Here is a 17,725-nt window from a genome sequence, read left to right as displayed (position 1 = left end):
TCTCTCAGCTAATAAACTTTCCTCTCTTAATACTATTCTTACTTCTACTCCTCTTTTTCACAGTCATTTTTAATATATTTGACTTTTAAGTATTATTATAACGTTAATTCATAAACTGTCAATACCCTTATAAATAGTAAATACATAGTTATCTAAACTGAAACTTCCTGTAGCCTAAATTTATTTACCTCTTCTATCATTTTTATTGTAACACTATTTAAAGCTAATGCAGATTTAGATACTTCATCAGTGGAGTTATTTAGTTCTTCTGATGATGCTGCTATCTCCTGTGAAGAAGAAGTAATTTCTTCCGCTACTGCAGAAGTAGAGCTCACTTTTTCTATGATATTATTCTTTTCTTCATGTAAACCTAAAGCTGATAAATTTACCTCATCAATTTTGGGAATTACTATTTCTATAGCTGAAATAATTTTCTTGAATGAACCTAATGCCATGTGAATTACTTCTGATTGTTCAACTAGCTCATTATTCATCATATTAGTTGAATCTACTATTTCAGTAGTATCATTTACTATATCTATAGTTATCTTGCTTATATTCTCTGACGACTCCTTACTCTCTTCTGCTAGCTTTCTTATTTCCTCTGCAACAACAGCAAAGCCCCTACCTTGGTCACCAGCTCTTGCTGCCTCAATTGCTGCATTTAAAGGTAAAAGATTAGTCTGTCTTGAGATATTATTTATATAGTTTGTAATATCATTTATTTTTCCAAGCTTAATACCTAATGCATTCATTTTTTCTGTAAAATTATCAAATGAAATACTTAGGTTATTTACAGATCTAACTAAACTCCCTAGCTTTACATCACTTTCCTTAGCCATAGCATCTATATCTCTTGAATTATCATCAATCTCTTTTATATCACTTACTATACGTTCAATTTCTTCACCAAATTTATTTAATTCTGAACTGATACTATATAAATCTAATGATTGAGCTTCATTTGATTTTGAAACCTCGTAAATAGCTGCTGAAACATTTTGTGATGATGATGTCATTTCCTCTGATACTGAAGATAATGTTTCTGCTTGTACATTTATATTATCTGCAGTACTCTTTATACTTTTAATCATATTAGATATATTGGATCTAGTCTTATCAAGTGCTCTAGTCATTAGCCCAAATTCATTCTTGCTGTTGTTATCTAAGCTTATTGTAAAATCTCCATCTGCAACACGTTCTAATTTTGTTATCATTTCTTTTGATGATTTATCTACAACCAAAATTATTATATATGAAATTATAGTAAATATTCCTACCGCCAATATGTATATAATCCCCATTAGTTTTACATTAGCTCTATAAGCATCATAAGCATTTTTCTTTTGAGTGGCTGCAAGTTCTTCATCATAACTTTGTAGATCACTTAAAATACTTTCTATTTCAGTTTCCAATTGTTCAATTTGTTTGATATTTTCTGCAGAACTGCTATTATTAAGCTTATCTACTAATTCTAGAAATGAATTATATGTTAGCTTAAAGTCATTTATATATTTTGCCTCACGTTCATCCATTGTAGATTTTTCATAATCCTTCAAATATTTATCAATATTCTCTTTATAAGTTTTTGTTTTTGCATCTCCATCATTTGAATGAGTAAGGCTAGTGAAAATACCTTCAATTTTAATTTGATAAAAATTACTTCTTATGTTTCCAACATCAGCTACTGGAATTAAACGTTCTGAATACATTTCATTTATACATTTATCTAAAGCCATCATATTGAAATAACCTATAAATCCTATAACTAGTGTAGCTATAATTGCTGATATTGTTAGAGACATAATCAAAGTTTTAAGTCTAAAGTTTTTTAATTTACTTAACATATAATCCGTATCCCCCCTGCATTACCTTTTTATGCTATAACTTTAACATTGGAATGTTACAGTTATGTAACAAATTGTTATACTTTTCTTTACAGAAACTCATAAGGTAACGAAATACTACAAAAATGCCTTGAAGTTACATTAATAAAAAATTTAACATAAATCCTACCTTTATCATATTATGAATTAGTATACAAATATTATTGGAGGATATATATGAAAAAAAGTAAGCTAACTATTTATTCTCTTGTTTCATGTTTCATATTTATTATTGCCCTGTTTGCTGGATGTGGTGGTACTAAAACTACTAATGAAAATTTAACAACTGTTAAACTAAATGAAGTTACCCGTTCTGTTTTTTATGCTCCAATGTATGTTGCAATAAGCGAGGGATTCTTTAAAGAAGAAGGCATAAACATAGATTTAACCACTGGACAGGGTGCAGATAAAACCATGCAACAAGTATTAAGCGGCAGCGTAGATATTGGTTTTTGTGGCCCTGAACAAGTAATCTATATCTATAATCAGAAAAAAGAAGATTATCCTGTTCTTTTTGCACAACTTACCCAAAAAGATGGCTCTTTCCTTGTTTCAAGAAAAGATGAAAAAAACTTTAAATGGGAATCCTTAAAAGGTAAAACCCTAATTGGTGGAAGACCTGGTGGAGTACCTGAAATGGCTCTTGAATATGTACTTAAAAATCATGGGCTTCAACCTGGAAAAGACTTAAATGTTATAACTAATATTGCCTTTGCTGCTACTACTGGTGCATTTAAAGGCGGTACTGGAGAGTATGCAGCTCTATTTGAGCCTAATGCAAGTATGTTAAAAAAAGATAATTCTGGTTACGTGGTAGCTTCTGTAGGAGAAGAGGCTGGAGTTATTCCTTACACCTGCTTCTTCTCAACTAAATCCTATATGGATAAAAATCCACAGATCATAGAGAAATTCACAAGAGCTATTTATAAAGGACAGCTATGGGTTCAAAAGCACAGTGATGAAGAGGTTGCAAAATCTATAAAATCTTTCTTCCCAGGTATTGATGAAAGTATTCTAGTATCTGTTACAAAAAATTATAGGAGCATAGACGCTTTTGCACCAACTCCTATATTAAAATCTGAAAATCTAAGTAGACTTATGGATATAATCCAATCTTATAAAACTGAACTAATCCCTCAAAGACCAGCCTTCGATAAGATCGTAAATAATACCTTTGGTGAAAAAGCAATAAAGGATATTAAGTAAATAATAGAGAATGGGCTTCCCCATTCTCTATTATTTATTTGATCCATCTTCTGCCGCAAGTTCCGCCTTTGCTTCTCTTTCAAGTCTTAAAGCTTCATTTTCCATAGCCTTAAACGCAACCGACAGCATAAGTTTTATTCTATTTAATTGATTAACTTCACTAGCTCCAGGGTCATAGTCTATAGCTGCTATATTGCTTCCTGGATATCTTCTTTTTAGTTCTTTTATCATACCTTTACCTGTAACGTGGTTAGGCAAACATGCAAAAGGCTGCATACATATTATATTCTTCACTCCACTCTCTATAAGCTCTACCATTTCTCCCGTTAGAAACCAACCTTCTCCAGTTTGATTTCCTAATGATACTATTGGTGATGCTCCTTGAGCTAACTTTTCAATATTTAAAGGTGGAGAGAATCTACTACTATTGGATAGTGCTATTTTCATATGCCTTCTGTAGTACTCTATAATTTTTATAAATATATTCCTTGAAACTTTATTCTTTTTATTTCCCGATAAATATTCATACTTAAATTTAGCATCATAAGCACAGTATAAGAAAAAGTCTACTAAATCTGGAACTACAGCTTCGGCACCTTCATTTTCTATTATATCTACAATATTATTATTTGCCGTAGGGTGAAATTTCACAAGAATTTCTCCCACTATACCAACCTTAGGCTTGCTAACATTATTTATTTCTAGAGTATCAAAATCCTCTACTATAGAATATATATTCTTCTTAAACTCATTATGGTTTCCGCTTTCCACATTCTTTTTACATTTTTCAATCCATTTCTCATATAGGATATTGGCAGATCCAGGAATCTTTTCATATGGCCTTACTTTATACAATACTCTTATAAATAAATCCCCATATAATAAAGCTATTATTGCCCTATTTAAAAGACTAAGAGTAATTTTAAATCCTGGATTTTTCTCCATACCTGCTGCATTTAATGATATTACCGGTACATTAGACATACCAGCTTCTTTTAGCGCTTTTCTTAAAAATCCTATATAATTTGTAGCTCTGCAGCCTCCTCCAGTTTGAGATATCATTACAGAGGTATTATTCAAATCGTATTTACCAGATTTTAACGCTTCAATCAATTGGCCTACAACAATTATAGATGGATAGCAGGCATCATTATTTACATACTTTAAGCCTTCATCTACTGCTGTTTTGTCTACTGATGGAAGCACTTCTAAATTATATCCTGTAGATCTAAATGCCTCTTGTAGAAATTGAAAATGAATTGGAGACATTTGAGGACATAAAATAGTATGCTTCTTTTTCATACTCTTTGTAAAAATAACTTTCTCATCATGCAAAATGTTTTTATGTGCAATAAATCCAGTACTTTCTCTTTCCTCCAAAGCAGCTCTCAAGGATCTGATCCTAATTTTTATAGCACCTAAATTACTTCCTTCATCTATCTTTAGGACTGTATATATTTTCTCATAAGAATTCAATATTTCTTGAACTTGATCTGTAGTTACTGCATCTAAACCACATCCAAAAGAATTCAACTGTATAAGCTCTAAGTTATTTTGAGTAGCTACAAAACTTGCGGCAGCGTATAATCTTGAATGATATACCCATTGATCCACTACTTTTAGAGGCCTTTCCACCTCTCCAAGATGAACTACAGAATCCTCTGTAAGCACAGCCATACCATAGGATGTAACTATATTAGGTATGCCATGATTTATTTCCGGATCTATATGATAAGGTCTTCCTGCAAGTACTATGCCCTTTTTACCTGTTTCCTTTAAATACTTTAATACCTCTTCACCTTTTGCCCTTATATCCTGTTTGACTTTTTCATCCTCTTTATATGCCTTTTCAACAGCTTCACTAATGTCACCCTTAGGTATATTAAATTCCTTGAGTTCATCACAGAGCCTTTTAATAAGCCTATTTTTATTATCTATAGGTAGGAAAGGATTCATAAATTTAATGTTTTCATCTCTTAATACATCCATGTTATTCTTAATAACCTCTGGATAAGAAGTAACCATAGGACAATTATAATGGTTCTCTGCTTCCTCTAATTCCTTCTGCTCATAAGGTATACATGGATAAAATATTGCCTTTACACCTCTATTTACAAGGCTCATTATATGACCATGAGCTATCTTTGCAGGATAACATGCTGATTCAGATGGTATGGTCTCAATTCCAAGTTCATACACTTTTTTAGAGGATCTTGGTGATAACTCTACTCTAAACCCCAAATTAGTAAAAAAAGTGAACCAAAATGGATAATTCTCATAAATATTAAGAACCCTTGGTATTCCTATCTGCCCTCTTTTTGCCTCTTCCTCTCTTAGCGGAACATATTGAAATATTCTTTTGTACTTATAGTCATAAAGATTAGGTATATCACTATTTTTCTGTTCTAACCCCGCACCCTTTTCACATCTATTTCCTGAAACAAAAGCCCTTCCATCAGAAAACCTATTTGTTGTTAGAAGACAATTGTTAGCACACTTGCTACAACGGCCCATATATATTTCACTAGTAAACTTATCTAAGTCCTCAATACCTAATAAAGTACTTTGATATCCTAATTTATATCTTTCTTTAGCAAGTAGACTTGCACCAAAGGCTCCCATTATGCCAGCTATATCCGGCCTTATAACTTCTCTTTCAGATAAAATCTCAAATGCTCTTAAAACAGCATCATTATAAAAAGTTCCACCTTGTACAATTATCTTATTTCCTAAATCCTTAGGATTTCTTATTTTTATAACTTTAAAAATAGCATTTTTTATTACTGAATAAGAAAGCCCTGCAGATATATCTCCTACAGCAGAACCTTCCTTCTGTGCCTGCTTAACTTTTGAATTCATAAATACGGTACACCTAGACCCTAAATCTACAGGTTTTTCAGAATATATTGCCTCCTTTGCAAAACTCTTTACATCCATATTTAATGAATGAGCAAAGGTTTCTATAAATGATCCACAACCAGAAGAACATGCCTCATTCAGCATTATACTATCAATTACTCCATCCTTTATTTTTAGACATTTCATATCCTGCCCACCTATGTCCAAAATAAAGTCTACTCCTGGCTGGAAGAATTCTGCTGCCTTATAATGAGCAACTGTTTCAACTTCTCCTATATCTACTAAAAGAGCAGCTTTTATAAGTCCTTCACCATATCCAGTAACAGCAGAATTTACTATTCTTGCTTTTGAAGGTAACTTTCTATATAAATCTTTTAATATTTTTATTACAGATTTAAGAGGGCTTCCTTCATTGCTGCCATAAAAAGAATAAAGCAAATTTCCATCCTCGTCTGTGACTGCTGCTTTTGTTGTAGTGGACCCTGCATCTATCCCTAGGTAACAGGCTCCTTCAAATTCATTTAGTTCTTTCTTTTTGACCACATATTGACTATGTCTTTCTCTGAATTTCTCCAGCTCTATATCGTCTTTAAAAAGTGGTCTTAAAGATTGAACCTCATCAGCTGTCGATACTCTTTCTAGCTTGTGTAATCTTTTAACTAAAGAATCAAAAGAAATAATAGATTCCTTTTTAGAAGCAAGTGCTGCTCCCATGGCTACAAACAGCTGCGAATTTTTAGGAAATATAACTTTTTTTTCACTTAACTCTAAGGTTTCTACAAACCTTTTTCTAAGCTCAGATAAAAAGTATAGAGGCCCTCCTAAAAATGCTACATTACCTTTTATGGATTTACCGCACGCAAGTCCACTTATAGTTTGATTTACTACCGCTTGGAATATAGAAGCTGCAACATCTTCTTTAGCCGCTCCTTCATTTAATAGCGGTTGTACATCAGTCTTAGCAAAAACGCCACATCTAGCAGCTATAGGATAAATGACATTGTAACCCTTTGCAAGTTCATTTAATCCCTGTGCATCCGTCTTAAGAAGTGATGCCATTTGGTCTATAAATGCCCCTGTACCACCAGCACAAGTACCATTCATCCTTTGGTCTATTCCATCATCAAAAAAGGTTATTTTAGCATCTTCACCACCAAGTTCTATAGCTACATCTGTATTTGGAACAAATCTTTCTATAGTATTAGTACAGGCTATTACCTCTTGTATAAAAGGTATACTTAACCATTTTGATACAGATAGACCACCAGAACCAGTAACCATTATTGTTATGTTTGCTTCTTTAAAATCTATATATGACTCCTTTATAATACTAACTATAGTACTTCTTATATCTGAAAAATGTCTCTGATATCTACTGTATACTACGCTGTCCTTATTGTCAGAAATAATAATTTTTACCGTGGTTGAACCTACATCAAGTCCTATATGAAATAATTTTCTCATAATTCTTATCACCTTTTTATAAATTATCTAAATTTAATAAAAAATCTATGTTTACTAATAAATATATAATTTATAGTCAAAAAAATAACCATACCTTCTAAATATACGGTTAATATATAATTTAAATCTAAAATATTTAAATTTCCTTAGTTGAGTAATATGCCCTCTACAGTAATATTATAACATATTTTTACTGTTCTGCGCTTATTATTTATTTGCAATTGATTTACTATTATCTTAACAATAAACTGCCTTTGCTCATATAATGAAGTATACTATTGCCAATTAAAATTTGATAGGGGATGATTCTTTGAGCAAAGTATCTATAAATCATATTTATATGAACTATCACTCCTTAAAAACTTGGACAAAAGCATTAGATGACATAAATTTCGAGGTAGAAGAAGGTGAATTTTTAACTATAGTTGGACCTTCTGGTTGTGGAAAATCAACACTTCTTAATATAATAGCAGGACTTTTAACCCCTTCTTCTGGAGATGTCTATATAGATAGTGAAAAGCTGACTTCTGTTTCTAAAAAGATGGGCTATATGTTTCAAAGAGATCAACTTTTTGAATGGCTCACCGTTTGGGATAATATAATACTAGGCCTTAAAATTCAGCATAAATCTATAGATAACTATAGGGAAAAGATCAATGGTCTTCTCAACGATTATGGTCTATGGGATTTTAGATTTCATTATCCTGAGGAACTCTCTGGAGGAATGAGGCAAAAGGTAGCGCTAATAAGAACTCTTGCATTAAACCCTGAAGTTCTACTTTTAGATGAACCCTTCTCTGCTCTAGACTACCAGACACGGCTTAATATTAGTGATGAAATTTTTAAGATAATTAAAAAAGAAGGCAAAACTGCTATAATGGTTACTCATGATATTTCTGAGGCAATCTCTATGTCAAATAGGGTACTAGTACTGTCTTCAAGACCTGCAACTGTAAATAAAATATTCAAAATAGAATTCGCTCAGTCCCATGATTCACCTTTAAAATCTAGAGAAGAACCTGAATTTAGAACTTACTTCAACGACATATGGAAGGAGTTGAACTCTTAATGTCAGAAGGATTTAGAGAACATGAACTGTACATTAAAAAAGTAAAAAGAACAAAAACAAAGGTTATAGCAACAAGATTTATTATATTAATATCTATATTTGCTCTTTGGGAAATAGCAGGAGATTTAAAATGGATAGATCCATTTCTAACTAGTACCCCTTCTAGAATGATAAAAAGTCTTATACAACTCTATGCTGAAGGTAGTTTGCTCAAACACATATGGATTACCTGCTTTGAAACTATACTTGGTTTTGTAATAGGAACTATTTTAGGTACCTTAATTGCTATTATTCTATGGTGGTCTGACTTTATTTCAGAGGTTTTAGATCCATATATAGTTGTTCTTAATGCACTTCCTAAGGTAGCCCTTGCTCCTATTATAATATTCTGGGTTGGTAATGGCATGACTGCAATAATCTTAGTGGCATTGTTAATATCTATAGTTGTCACCATACTAACCGTATTGACTGGATTTAAAGAAGTAGATGTAGATAAAATAAAGCTTCTTAAAACTTTAGGTGCCTCTAAATTACAAATTTTATATTACCTTATACTTCCTGCTTCCATTCCTACATTAGTTTCAGCATTAAAAATAAATGTAGGACTTTCATGGGTCGGTGTTATAATGGGTGAATTTTTAGTTGCCAGAGAAGGTTTAGGCTTTTTAATAATATTCGGCGGCCAAATTTCTCAACTAGATACAGTTATGCTAAGCATAATAATACTGTCAATTTTAGCTTATTTAATGTATGAAATAGTAGAATTTATAGAAAAAAGGGTAAAAGTTAAATCTCAACATTAAGCGAAGCTACAATCGGATAAATCTATATGTTTATTCACTGGCACAACTTAGTTTTACACTTTGGTATTTCACTCCTCCATATAAATAGATGGATTCCTTATACAAAAGCAACAATACTAGCTTGAATAGTTATATCATGAATAAAAAATGACAATATGGATAACATTTTAGATGGAATATTTTTGGATAAATATTTAAGGAGGAGTTAAATGAGCTACTTTCAGAAAGCTAATGAATACTATAATTCTAAGGATTATAAGAGAGCTATAGATATGTACCAACAAGCTATTAAATTAAAAGAAAATGAAGCATCCTCATTATATAATTCCGCAGTATGTTTTATAAAACTTAAAGAATACAAAAAAGCTATCCCTCTTCTAAAATCAGCCATTAATCTAAAAAGAGAAAGTAAATATTTCTTTAACCTTGGCTATTGCTATACTATGTTACAAGATAACAGAAAAGCCTTAGTATATTTCAATACTGCTTGGTGCTTAGATAATGATGATATTGATTGTGAGAAAGCCATAAATATAATAATAAAGAACTATTTATCAAAATCAAAATGAAGAGAAACTCGAATCAGCTGAGATTTAGATGCCCTTCAAGCATTTAAATCTCAGCTGATTCTTAGTTGAACAAATTTGATTAAGCTTCGGGCTTGTCCTATATTATTTTAAAGTTTCAAAAGTGTACCCTTTAGACTTTAAAAATTCTATAGCTTGAGGAAGCGCTTGTTCCGTTGTTACCTTTGCAGGTGCATCATGCATTAAAATTACTACATGATCTTCAGTGGTATAATTCTCTAGTTTGCTCATAAGTGTACTAACTGGCACATTATTATGTTCCGCATCGCCATTTAAGTCATTCCAGTCTATATGGTGATAGCCAGCCTTTTTAGCTGCATCTCTATATGGAGCTAATCTTTGTCCAAAAGACCCCCCTGGAAATCTTATAAGCTTTAAGTTATAATCCTCACCTATAATTGATTTAAGAAGCTTGTCATTCTTGTCCAAATCACTTATAAAATTATTTGTGTCTGCATATATATATTTCATGTTGTGAGAATAAGTATGGTTTCCTATAACATGTCCTTCTGCAACCTCTCTTCTTACTAAATCACTATTTTTTTCAGCATTTTCTCCAATAACAAAAAATGTTGCTTTTATGTTATTTTGTTTTAATATGTCAAGTATCTTAGGGGTATTGTTAACTGACGGTCCATCATCAAAAGTAAGATATGCTACTTTTTTCCCATCAGGCTTATATGGGTCAAAAATTCCCCCTTCGCCTTTATTATTATTATTATTATTATTCGTTATATTAGTCTCTCTTTTATTCATACTATCTTCGGTACTTTTTTTCTGTCCATCTTTTTCCGTATTAACTGTGGTACTATTAGCTGCACTTACTACAACGCTTTTTTTATTGGATATTCTTCCACCTAGATAAAAACCAATGGTAAATAGAATTAATAATGATCCTACAATAATAATAAAATTTCTTCTTTTCCTCTGTTTATTTTTCTTTATTCTGTTTTTGTACTTTTCCATAACCAACCATCTCCCATATTGTTATCACCATAAATTATACAACTTTTTGCTAAAAAAACATATTATTTTAAAATTTTGTTTATCTACCATTTGCCGGCAATTTGAGCATCTTTGTGATCTAGTTCAAACCTTTTGCTATTAAAATAATTTCCTCCCTTGTAAAAGGTTGTATCTACATTAATCCACTTGTCTTCTTCAGGTAAATACACTTGATTCCATGCATGGCTTACCCAGCTTACTCCATTAAATCCTTCTCCTGTTATAAGTCTAACCTTTATATTATTTGCTCTACACATTGCGACATATAAGCAGGAGTAGTCAAAACAAATTCCTCTTTTTGAATTAAAGGTAGTAATTGCCCCGGATTGTACATTAAAATCATTGTTTAAAACCTTATTTGCCTTATCATTGTCATAAGATATATTGTTTCCTATCCAATTATATAATGTTTTTGCCTTTGCTTTAGTATTACTTTCATTTTCAACAAGACCTTTAGCAAATTGATTTATATCATTGTTAGATTTCACTCCTTCATCAAGAGTAACTCCATTATAGTAAACTATAGTTTTACCCTTTGTAACAGCCTTACCGGTTGCCGTTTCTTTAGGTTCATTTTCCCTAATTACAATCTTAAATGAGTTGTTTATTATATGGGGTAAATTCTTAGCAATTTGCGAATTAGTAACTGGAATAATAATATTTTCACAAATAACACTATAAGGCTCAGATGTCTCTAAATATTTATTTAATTTATTGTTTGTACTAAATATGGATAACATATTTAAGATAAATGATACTATGAGCACGTAGCATACTGCTTTAGGAATTTGGAAAAGTGATCCTATCATCCTTTTAAAAAAATTACTTTTTGAACTTAAAAATCTATCTATACTATCTAAAATGGGATAAAAAGTTAAATAGTTTATAAGATCAAACATAAGTCTAATAATTTTGTAGCATATCAGCACTAACAAAGGTATTATTATAGCATAAATTATAAGAGTATTATTTTCTATATACTGTACTATATCTTGTGGTATTAGCCTATAAATATCTATATATATACCATAATCATGTTGTATAAAAATCTTTTTACCATAATAGATTCCTATAAATAGTGCAATAACAAAGGCTACATTTCTATTTATATCATCTATATCAGATTTTAAATCATGGGAAGAAAACTTAAATAAAAAACCTTTTAATATTGGATAGAAGAATAATATTACTATCGCAGCTGTTACAGGATTAAGTTTCATATTCATCATTATTCACCTCTCATTTAATAGAGATTATTAAAAATAGTTTTGAGCCTTAAACCCAAAACATTTTTATTATTTATATCATTATTTCACTTCATAATAGAATTTAGCACAGATTTTATATTGTCCCAAGAATAACCTCTGCGGATAAGATAGTCACTTAACTTTTTATAAATCTTTCTGCTGTCATCTTCTGATTTCATTATAATACTATACCTTTTTTCTGCAAGTTCATATAACTTGCTTACATCTTCATCTTGTCTTTCCTGTTGAGTTTCAGTCATATTTAGATCATTTATCTCTTGTTTTACTATATTATTCAAGATATTTTGTACAATATCTAAATTGTACCCATTTCTTACTAAATAATCACCTAGCTTCTTGTAAATTTTTCTATTATCCGATTCATTTTTTATTAGTAATCTATACTTCTTCTCTGCTAATTTTAATGCTGTATTCTCTTCGATATCCGAATCTAGACAACTTAATTTTTCCTTTACTAAAATTTCATTAATTCCCTTATTTATAAGAGCATATTTTATTCTATTTTTCCCCTGAGACTTTAACTTGTCTTTTATATAGGCTTCAGCATATTTTACATCATCAATAAATTTATACTCTTTTAAAAAATCTATAGTTTTATTTATAATTTTTTCATCATATTCTTTTTGAACTAATTTATCAAAAATTTGCCTTTCTGTCTTATAAGTTCTCTCTATAATTTTTAGGGCGTAACTTTTACATTTTATAAAGTTATCCTTGTCAATTACTTCTTTTAAAGAATCAATATCTATTTCTTTATCTTTTGACAAACTATATGTATATATCAGCTCCGCACTACAAGCAAATGAAAATTCTTCATTTATATATACATTTACTCTGTCTTTATTTCTCTTTTGTAATTCAATTTTTGTTATAATGTTTTTCTTTTTACTCATATTAGAATCTCCATCCATATGACTTTCAAACTTAATAATTCAGATAACTTTTATTTCTGCTTTTTCAGTATGTGTATAGTAGGTTCTCTTAACACCAACTTAGCCACATCATATATATCCTTTTTCTTTACCTGTTCCAACTTCTTCATATCACTTACAAACTTATAAATATCGTCATCATCAATAATTTGATGGAGTACATAATTTCCGATATCAGTAGAGTCTTCTAATGTAAATGCAACTGCAGTCTTTAAAACCTTTTTCATAAGTTTTATAGTGCTATCATCAAAAATAATCTCCTCATTTTTTATTCTATCAATACACTCGTCTATAACTTTAATAGTTTCTTCTATACTTTCTTCACCAACTGCAGTATATATATATAAAGTTTTAACATTGCTAGTTAAGTCCAAGTCACTGTATACGTCATATGCTAAGCCTCTTTCCTCTCTTAACTCTCTAAATAATATAGAGTTGGCACTCTCACCAAATTTATGATTTAATATTCTAAGGGCTAGCTCTTCTTCTTTATTTACGTTATGAAAGGTAAATAAATAAATTATCGTACTCTGTTCTATATCTTTCTTATAAGAAACCTTTTTACAAGGTATATTATTCTCAACAATAACCTCTTCCCTTTTAAATTCTTTCCAGATCCACTCTTTAAAATATCTCCATACCATGTCCGATATTTCATCATGATCAAAGGGTGAAACTATGGATATATAACAGTTATTTGGTACATAATACTTTTCATAAAAATTTATCAACTTCTCTTTGTTAAATTTTTTTACATTCTTTTCGTCCCCTATAGTCTCATATTTTAAAGGACTTTTATTAAATGCTATTTCATTTATTTTTTTGAAGCTGAAGTCCTCAACGTCATCTTTACTTGTCCTTATCTCTGCAAGTATTACATCTCTTTCCTTTTCAATTTCCTCATTTGGAAAGGCCGCATTTATCAGCATATCCGAAAGTAGTTCTACTGACTTTTCTAACTCATCACTCAGTGCAGTTATGCTGTATACTGTGCTTGTATTATCTGTATAAGCATTATATTCTCCTCCCAATGCTTCTAGTTCCATGTTAAGCTCTTCATTTGTTCTGTTCCTACTTCCCTTGAAGAGCATATGTTCTATGAAATGAGATATTCCCTTTTCATTTGGTTTTTCATATATAGACCCAATCTTTATACCTGCATGTATAGCTGCTATTTGTGTATCTTTTTTTATGGTAATTAACTTTATTCCATTAGGCAAAACTTTTTGTTTTCCATCAAACATACAATATCTCCTTTACCTCATAGTACATTAGATAATGTACTATAACTACTAAATAGTTATCTTCTTACAATTAATATTTTTAATATAACTTATAAAATAATATAAATTATAAAATAATATTAGTACATTATATTATAATTTATATTAGTAGAAATAAAAAGCTTCTTGGGTAATATATATATGAATACCTTGACTAAAAAAGTTTGATATTAAATATATCTCTATTATATGAAAGTAATTTTAAAAATTTTCAAATTTTGAAATTAAAAATTGATAATGTGTAAATACTATGTTATGATAGAGTTTGTTTTTATATTATAAAGAAGAAAGAGGAATTTAAAAGAAGAAAGAGGAATTTTAATGGAAAATATAAAATTTAATAATTTAAAACTTGATGAGAAAATACTTCAGTCTATAGATGCAATGGGGTTCGAAGAACCTTCACAAATACAAGCGGAAGCTATACCTGTAATCCTAGAAGGCCATGATATAATCGGTCAGGCACAAACTGGTACTGGTAAAACTTTAGCTTTTGGTGCTCCAATGATGAGCATGATAGAAAATAACACTAAAATATCAGCTTTAATACTTGCTCCAACTCGTGAACTTGCAATTCAGGTAAATGACGAATTAACTCGTGTAGGAAAGTTCAAAAGACTTCAATTACTTCCTGTTTATGGTGGCCAGCCAATAGATAGACAAATTAAATCTTTAAGAAAAGGTGTAGATATTGTTGTTGGTACTCCTGGAAGAATCTTAGATCACATAAAAAGAAATACCATAGATTTAAGTGAAATAAAATTCTTAATACTTGATGAAGCAGATGAAATGCTTAACATGGGATTTATCGAGGATATAGAAGAAATCATTAAAGCATCAAATACTAGCAGACAGACTTTACTTTTCTCTGCTACTATGCCAGATCAAATAAAAAGATTAGCTTCCAAGTATATGAAAAAAGATGCAAAGCACATAAAAATAGTTAAAAATGCATTGACTGTTGAAAGAATAAAACAGCACTACTATGAAATAAAAGCTAAGGATAGATTTGAATCTTTATGCAGAATTCTAGATGTAGATGAACCTTCTAGTTCTATAATTTTCTGCAAGACTAAAAGAGGCGTAGATGAACTAGTTGAGTCTATGCAAGCTAGAGGTTATAATGTTGAAGGTATGCACGGAGACATGAATCAAAATCAAAGACTTAATACTCTCAGAAAGTTTAAGGAAGGTACTTTAGATTTCCTAGTTGCTACAGATGTTGCAGCAAGAGGTATTGATGTTGATGACGTATCTCACGTAATAAACTATGAACTACCTCAAGACATAGAGTCATATGTTCATAGAATAGGGAGAACAGGAAGAGCAAACAAAGAAGGTACTGCTTATTCACTTGTTACTCCTAGAGAGTATATGTTCTTAAAACAAATAGAAAAGTCTACTAAGAGCAAAATAAAGAGAAAAGATGTTCCTACAATAGATGAAATTTTTGAAACTAAATATAAAAATATAGTTAAAGATATTAAACAAACTCTAGAGGAAGATAACTTTAAGAATTTCATTCAAGTTGCCACTGAATTAGATGAAGAATATAACCTAGTAGATGTAGCTGCTGCTCTTATGAAAATGCTATTTGAAAAAGAACTCAGCTTTGATTATACTGAGAATTCTATAAAATCAGATGAGAATGTTAGATTATTCCTATCTGTAGGTAGAATTGATAGGATTACTCCTAAATCTTTAGTAACTTTTATATCAACAACCGCTAATGTAAATGCTGGAGAAATAGGTGATATAGATATATTCGATAAATTTACTTTTATCGATGTACCAGAAAGACTTGTAAATCCTATTATGAAGGAATGTATAGGAAAAAGACTACAGGGTAGAAGACTAAATATAGAAATAGCTAAAAGCAAAAAATAATTAATCTTTAATAATCTTTTCAATTCAAACAATTAGTTACATAAGAAGCTCACAATATTAAATATTGTGAGCTTCTTATGTAGTTGTAAAAGTACAAGGAGGATATCAGAACATATGACTAAAGTATCTTTTAAAGGAAGTGCCATGCTAAATCCGGTACCTGCAGTACTTATAACTTCTAAAAATAAAGAGGGAAAAGTTAATGCATTTACCGTTGGATGGATTGGTACAGCCTGCACAAAACCACCTATGATAACTGTAGCTATACGCCCCGAAAGATTATCCTATGAATACATAAAAGAAACTTCTGAATTTGTAGTAAATTTACCCTCAAAAGATTTAGTCCGCAGTGTTGATTTTTGTGGAGTACGTTCTGGAAAAAACATAGATAAAATAAAAGAATGTAATTTTATATTAGAAGACAGCGAAAATGTAGATGTACCTGGCATAAAACAGTGCCCTGTAACACTTGAGTGTAAAGTTAGGAGCATAACTCCACTAGGAAGCCATGATCTTTTCTTAGCGGAAGTTTTAAATATCCATGTAGAAGAGAATTTAATCGATACTAATGGTAAAATCCATTTAGAAAAAGCTGATCTTATATGCTATTCTCATGGAGAATATTTTCCTGTTACACCAAAAGCTATAGGAAAGTTTGGATATTCTGTTCAAAAAAAGAAAAAAGGTACTAGAAACAAAAAAAAGTAATGCTGTAGCATGTCCCTCTTACATAGAATTATCAATAGGAGGGGTATTGCATGTCAAACTTTTTAAAGCTATTATTAACATTAATCTTTATATTACTGATTGAAATCATATTGATATACGCAAGATATAAAATATCAACAACTAGCACTTAAGAAATACCTTAATTTCAAGCTTATCTTCTTGTATTATTGTATTAGTAATATTATAATATTGTAGTAAAGAAGATAGATTTAAATTAAAGTAAATATATACAAATTTTAGAATAGTAGGTGACTTTTATATGAAAAAAGTAATGCTGACAGAAGCAGGAAAGAAAAAATTAGAAGGCGAATTAGACTACTTAAAAACAGTTAAAAGAGCAGAAATTAAAGAGGCTTTAAAGCATGCTCGTTCACAAGGAGATTTAAGTGAAAATGCAGATTACGATGCTGCTAAAGATGATCAATCCATAAATGAAACAAGAATAATGGAAATTGAAGAACAATTAAAAAATGCAGTTCTAATAGAAGATTCTGATGAAGCAGATGTATTTGGTATTAATAAGACTGCATTAGTAAAGTTTTATGATTTTGACGAAACAGAAGAAGTTACTTTAGTAAGTTCAGTTGAGGCAGATGCTAAAAATATGAAGATTAGTATAGAATCTCCCCTAGGTGAAGTATTATATAAATCAAAGATAGGTGAAAAGAAGACTGTTTCATCACCTGATGGAGACTATGAGGTAGAGATTATTAAACTTTTAGACTAAGATACTTAAATAATATTTTC

The 17,725-nt window shown here is 30.4% G+C and carries 13 protein-coding genes and 1 other annotated feature (1 of these 14 cut by a window edge); of the genes, 7 read left to right on the top strand and 6 right to left on the bottom strand.

Annotation, left to right across the window (positions count from 1 at the left end; all coding sequences use genetic code 11):
* Positions 1–70 (bottom strand) — a binding site (T-box leader) (it extends 147 nt beyond the left edge of the window).
* Positions 71–152: 82 nt separating this feature from the next.
* Entirely contained in the window at positions 153–1,847 is a 1,695-nt protein-coding gene (locus CLMAG_RS02750; protein ID WP_066617612.1) for a methyl-accepting chemotaxis protein, read from the bottom strand.
* A gap of 216 nt (positions 1,848–2,063) precedes the next feature.
* On the opposite strand from CLMAG_RS02750, the gene CLMAG_RS02745 reads away from it, so the two are divergent.
* Positions 2,064–3,092 (top strand): ABC transporter substrate-binding protein, encoded by a 1,029-nt coding sequence (locus CLMAG_RS02745; RefSeq protein ID WP_066617610.1) that lies wholly within the window; start codon positions 2,064–2,066, stop codon positions 3,090–3,092.
* 30 nt (positions 3,093–3,122) lie between these two features.
* On the opposite strand, the gene CLMAG_RS02740 is transcribed toward CLMAG_RS02745, so the two are convergent.
* Entirely contained in the window at positions 3,123–7,415 is a 4,293-nt protein-coding gene (locus CLMAG_RS02740) for a 2-hydroxyacyl-CoA dehydratase (protein ID WP_066617608.1), read from the bottom strand.
* A 340-nt stretch (positions 7,416–7,755) separates the two neighbouring features.
* Between CLMAG_RS02740 and CLMAG_RS02735 the strand changes: the two genes are divergently transcribed.
* The 3 genes from CLMAG_RS02735 (at position 7,756) to CLMAG_RS02725 (ending at position 9,856) form a co-directional block, all read left to right on the top strand.
* Entirely contained in the window at positions 7,756–8,484 is a 729-nt protein-coding gene (locus tag CLMAG_RS02735; RefSeq protein ID WP_423231062.1) for an ABC transporter ATP-binding protein, read from the top strand.
* Complete coding sequence (locus CLMAG_RS02730; RefSeq protein WP_066617605.1) at positions 8,484–9,287, top strand: ABC transporter permease; 804 nt, start codon at positions 8,484–8,486, stop codon at positions 9,285–9,287. The genes CLMAG_RS02735 and CLMAG_RS02730 overlap by 1 nt, the downstream gene beginning before the upstream one ends.
* Before the next feature lie 209 nt (positions 9,288–9,496).
* Positions 9,497–9,856, top strand: coding sequence for a tetratricopeptide repeat protein (locus tag CLMAG_RS02725; RefSeq protein ID WP_066617602.1), 360 nt, complete (start codon positions 9,497–9,499; stop codon positions 9,854–9,856).
* Positions 9,857–9,958: 102 nt separating this feature from the next.
* Here CLMAG_RS02725 and CLMAG_RS02720 read toward each other — a convergent pair whose 3' ends face one another.
* From CLMAG_RS02720 to CLMAG_RS02705, 4 genes are all read right to left on the bottom strand, one after another.
* Complete coding sequence (locus CLMAG_RS02720) at positions 9,959–10,840, bottom strand: polysaccharide deacetylase family protein (protein ID WP_066617600.1); 882 nt, start codon at positions 10,838–10,840, stop codon at positions 9,959–9,961.
* A gap of 83 nt (positions 10,841–10,923) precedes the next feature.
* Positions 10,924–12,099, bottom strand: a complete 1,176-nt coding sequence (locus CLMAG_RS02715; RefSeq protein WP_139264245.1) for a transglutaminase-like domain-containing protein — start codon at positions 12,097–12,099, stop codon at positions 10,924–10,926.
* A gap of 92 nt (positions 12,100–12,191) precedes the next feature.
* Positions 12,192–13,040 carry a recombination regulator RecX gene (recX, locus tag CLMAG_RS02710; RefSeq protein WP_066617593.1) on the bottom strand — a complete coding sequence of 283 codons (849 nt, stop codon included), beginning with the start codon at positions 13,038–13,040 and terminating at the stop codon, positions 12,192–12,194.
* Positions 13,041–13,090: 50 nt separating this feature from the next.
* Positions 13,091–14,323 (bottom strand): M16 family metallopeptidase, encoded by a 1,233-nt coding sequence (locus tag CLMAG_RS02705; RefSeq protein ID WP_066617592.1) that lies wholly within the window; start codon positions 14,321–14,323, stop codon positions 13,091–13,093.
* Between the two features lie 360 nt (positions 14,324–14,683).
* Between CLMAG_RS02705 and CLMAG_RS02700 the strand changes: the two genes are divergently transcribed.
* The 3 genes from CLMAG_RS02700 (at position 14,684) to greA (ending at position 17,705) form a co-directional block, all read left to right on the top strand.
* Positions 14,684–16,249 (top strand): DEAD/DEAH box helicase, encoded by a 1,566-nt coding sequence (locus CLMAG_RS02700; RefSeq protein WP_066617591.1) that lies wholly within the window; start codon positions 14,684–14,686, stop codon positions 16,247–16,249.
* Between the two features lie 114 nt (positions 16,250–16,363).
* Positions 16,364–16,957, top strand: coding sequence for a flavin reductase family protein (locus CLMAG_RS02695; RefSeq protein WP_066617584.1), 594 nt, complete (start codon positions 16,364–16,366; stop codon positions 16,955–16,957).
* Positions 16,958–17,237: 280 nt separating this feature from the next.
* Positions 17,238–17,705: a transcription elongation factor GreA gene (gene greA / locus CLMAG_RS02690; RefSeq protein WP_066617582.1), complete on the top strand. Its 468-nt coding sequence runs from the start codon at positions 17,238–17,240 to the stop codon at positions 17,703–17,705.
* The last annotated feature ends 20 nt before the right edge of the window (positions 17,706–17,725 follow it).

The sequence above is a fragment of the Clostridium magnum DSM 2767 genome (assembly GCF_001623875.1).
Taxonomy (GTDB): domain Bacteria; phylum Bacillota; class Clostridia; order Clostridiales; family Clostridiaceae; genus Clostridium_AM; species Clostridium_AM magnum.
Note: the sequence above shows the minus strand (reverse complement) of the source record. Positions and strands in the feature narration are given on the sequence as shown.

Excerpts from the sequence above, each read along its gene's own strand:
- CLMAG_RS02700 (WP_066617591.1), top strand. The coding sequence starts at position 14,684 with ATGGAAAATATAAAATTTAATAATTTAAAACTTGATGAGAAAATACTT.
- CLMAG_RS02720 (WP_066617600.1), bottom strand. The coding sequence starts at position 10,840 with ATGGAAAAGTACAAAAACAGAATAAAGAAAAATAAACAGAGGAAAAGA.
- CLMAG_RS02715 (WP_139264245.1), bottom strand. The coding sequence starts at position 12,099 with ATGAAACTTAATCCTGTAACAGCTGCGATAGTAATATTATTCTTCTAT.
- CLMAG_RS02730 (WP_066617605.1), top strand. The coding sequence starts at position 8,484 with ATGTCAGAAGGATTTAGAGAACATGAACTGTACATTAAAAAAGTAAAA.
- CLMAG_RS02725 (WP_066617602.1), top strand. The coding sequence starts at position 9,497 with ATGAGCTACTTTCAGAAAGCTAATGAATACTATAATTCTAAGGATTAT.
- CLMAG_RS02705 (WP_066617592.1), bottom strand. The coding sequence starts at position 14,323 with ATGTTTGATGGAAAACAAAAAGTTTTGCCTAATGGAATAAAGTTAATT.
- recX (WP_066617593.1), bottom strand. The coding sequence starts at position 13,040 with ATGAGTAAAAAGAAAAACATTATAACAAAAATTGAATTACAAAAGAGA.
- CLMAG_RS02745 (WP_066617610.1), top strand. The coding sequence starts at position 2,064 with ATGAAAAAAAGTAAGCTAACTATTTATTCTCTTGTTTCATGTTTCATA.
- CLMAG_RS02750 (WP_066617612.1), bottom strand. The coding sequence starts at position 1,847 with ATGTTAAGTAAATTAAAAAACTTTAGACTTAAAACTTTGATTATGTCT.
- CLMAG_RS02695 (WP_066617584.1), top strand. The coding sequence starts at position 16,364 with ATGACTAAAGTATCTTTTAAAGGAAGTGCCATGCTAAATCCGGTACCT.
- CLMAG_RS02735 (WP_423231062.1), top strand. The coding sequence starts at position 7,756 with ATGAACTATCACTCCTTAAAAACTTGGACAAAAGCATTAGATGACATA.
- CLMAG_RS02740 (WP_066617608.1), bottom strand. The coding sequence starts at position 7,415 with ATGAGAAAATTATTTCATATAGGACTTGATGTAGGTTCAACCACGGTA.
- greA (WP_066617582.1), top strand. The coding sequence starts at position 17,238 with ATGAAAAAAGTAATGCTGACAGAAGCAGGAAAGAAAAAATTAGAAGGC.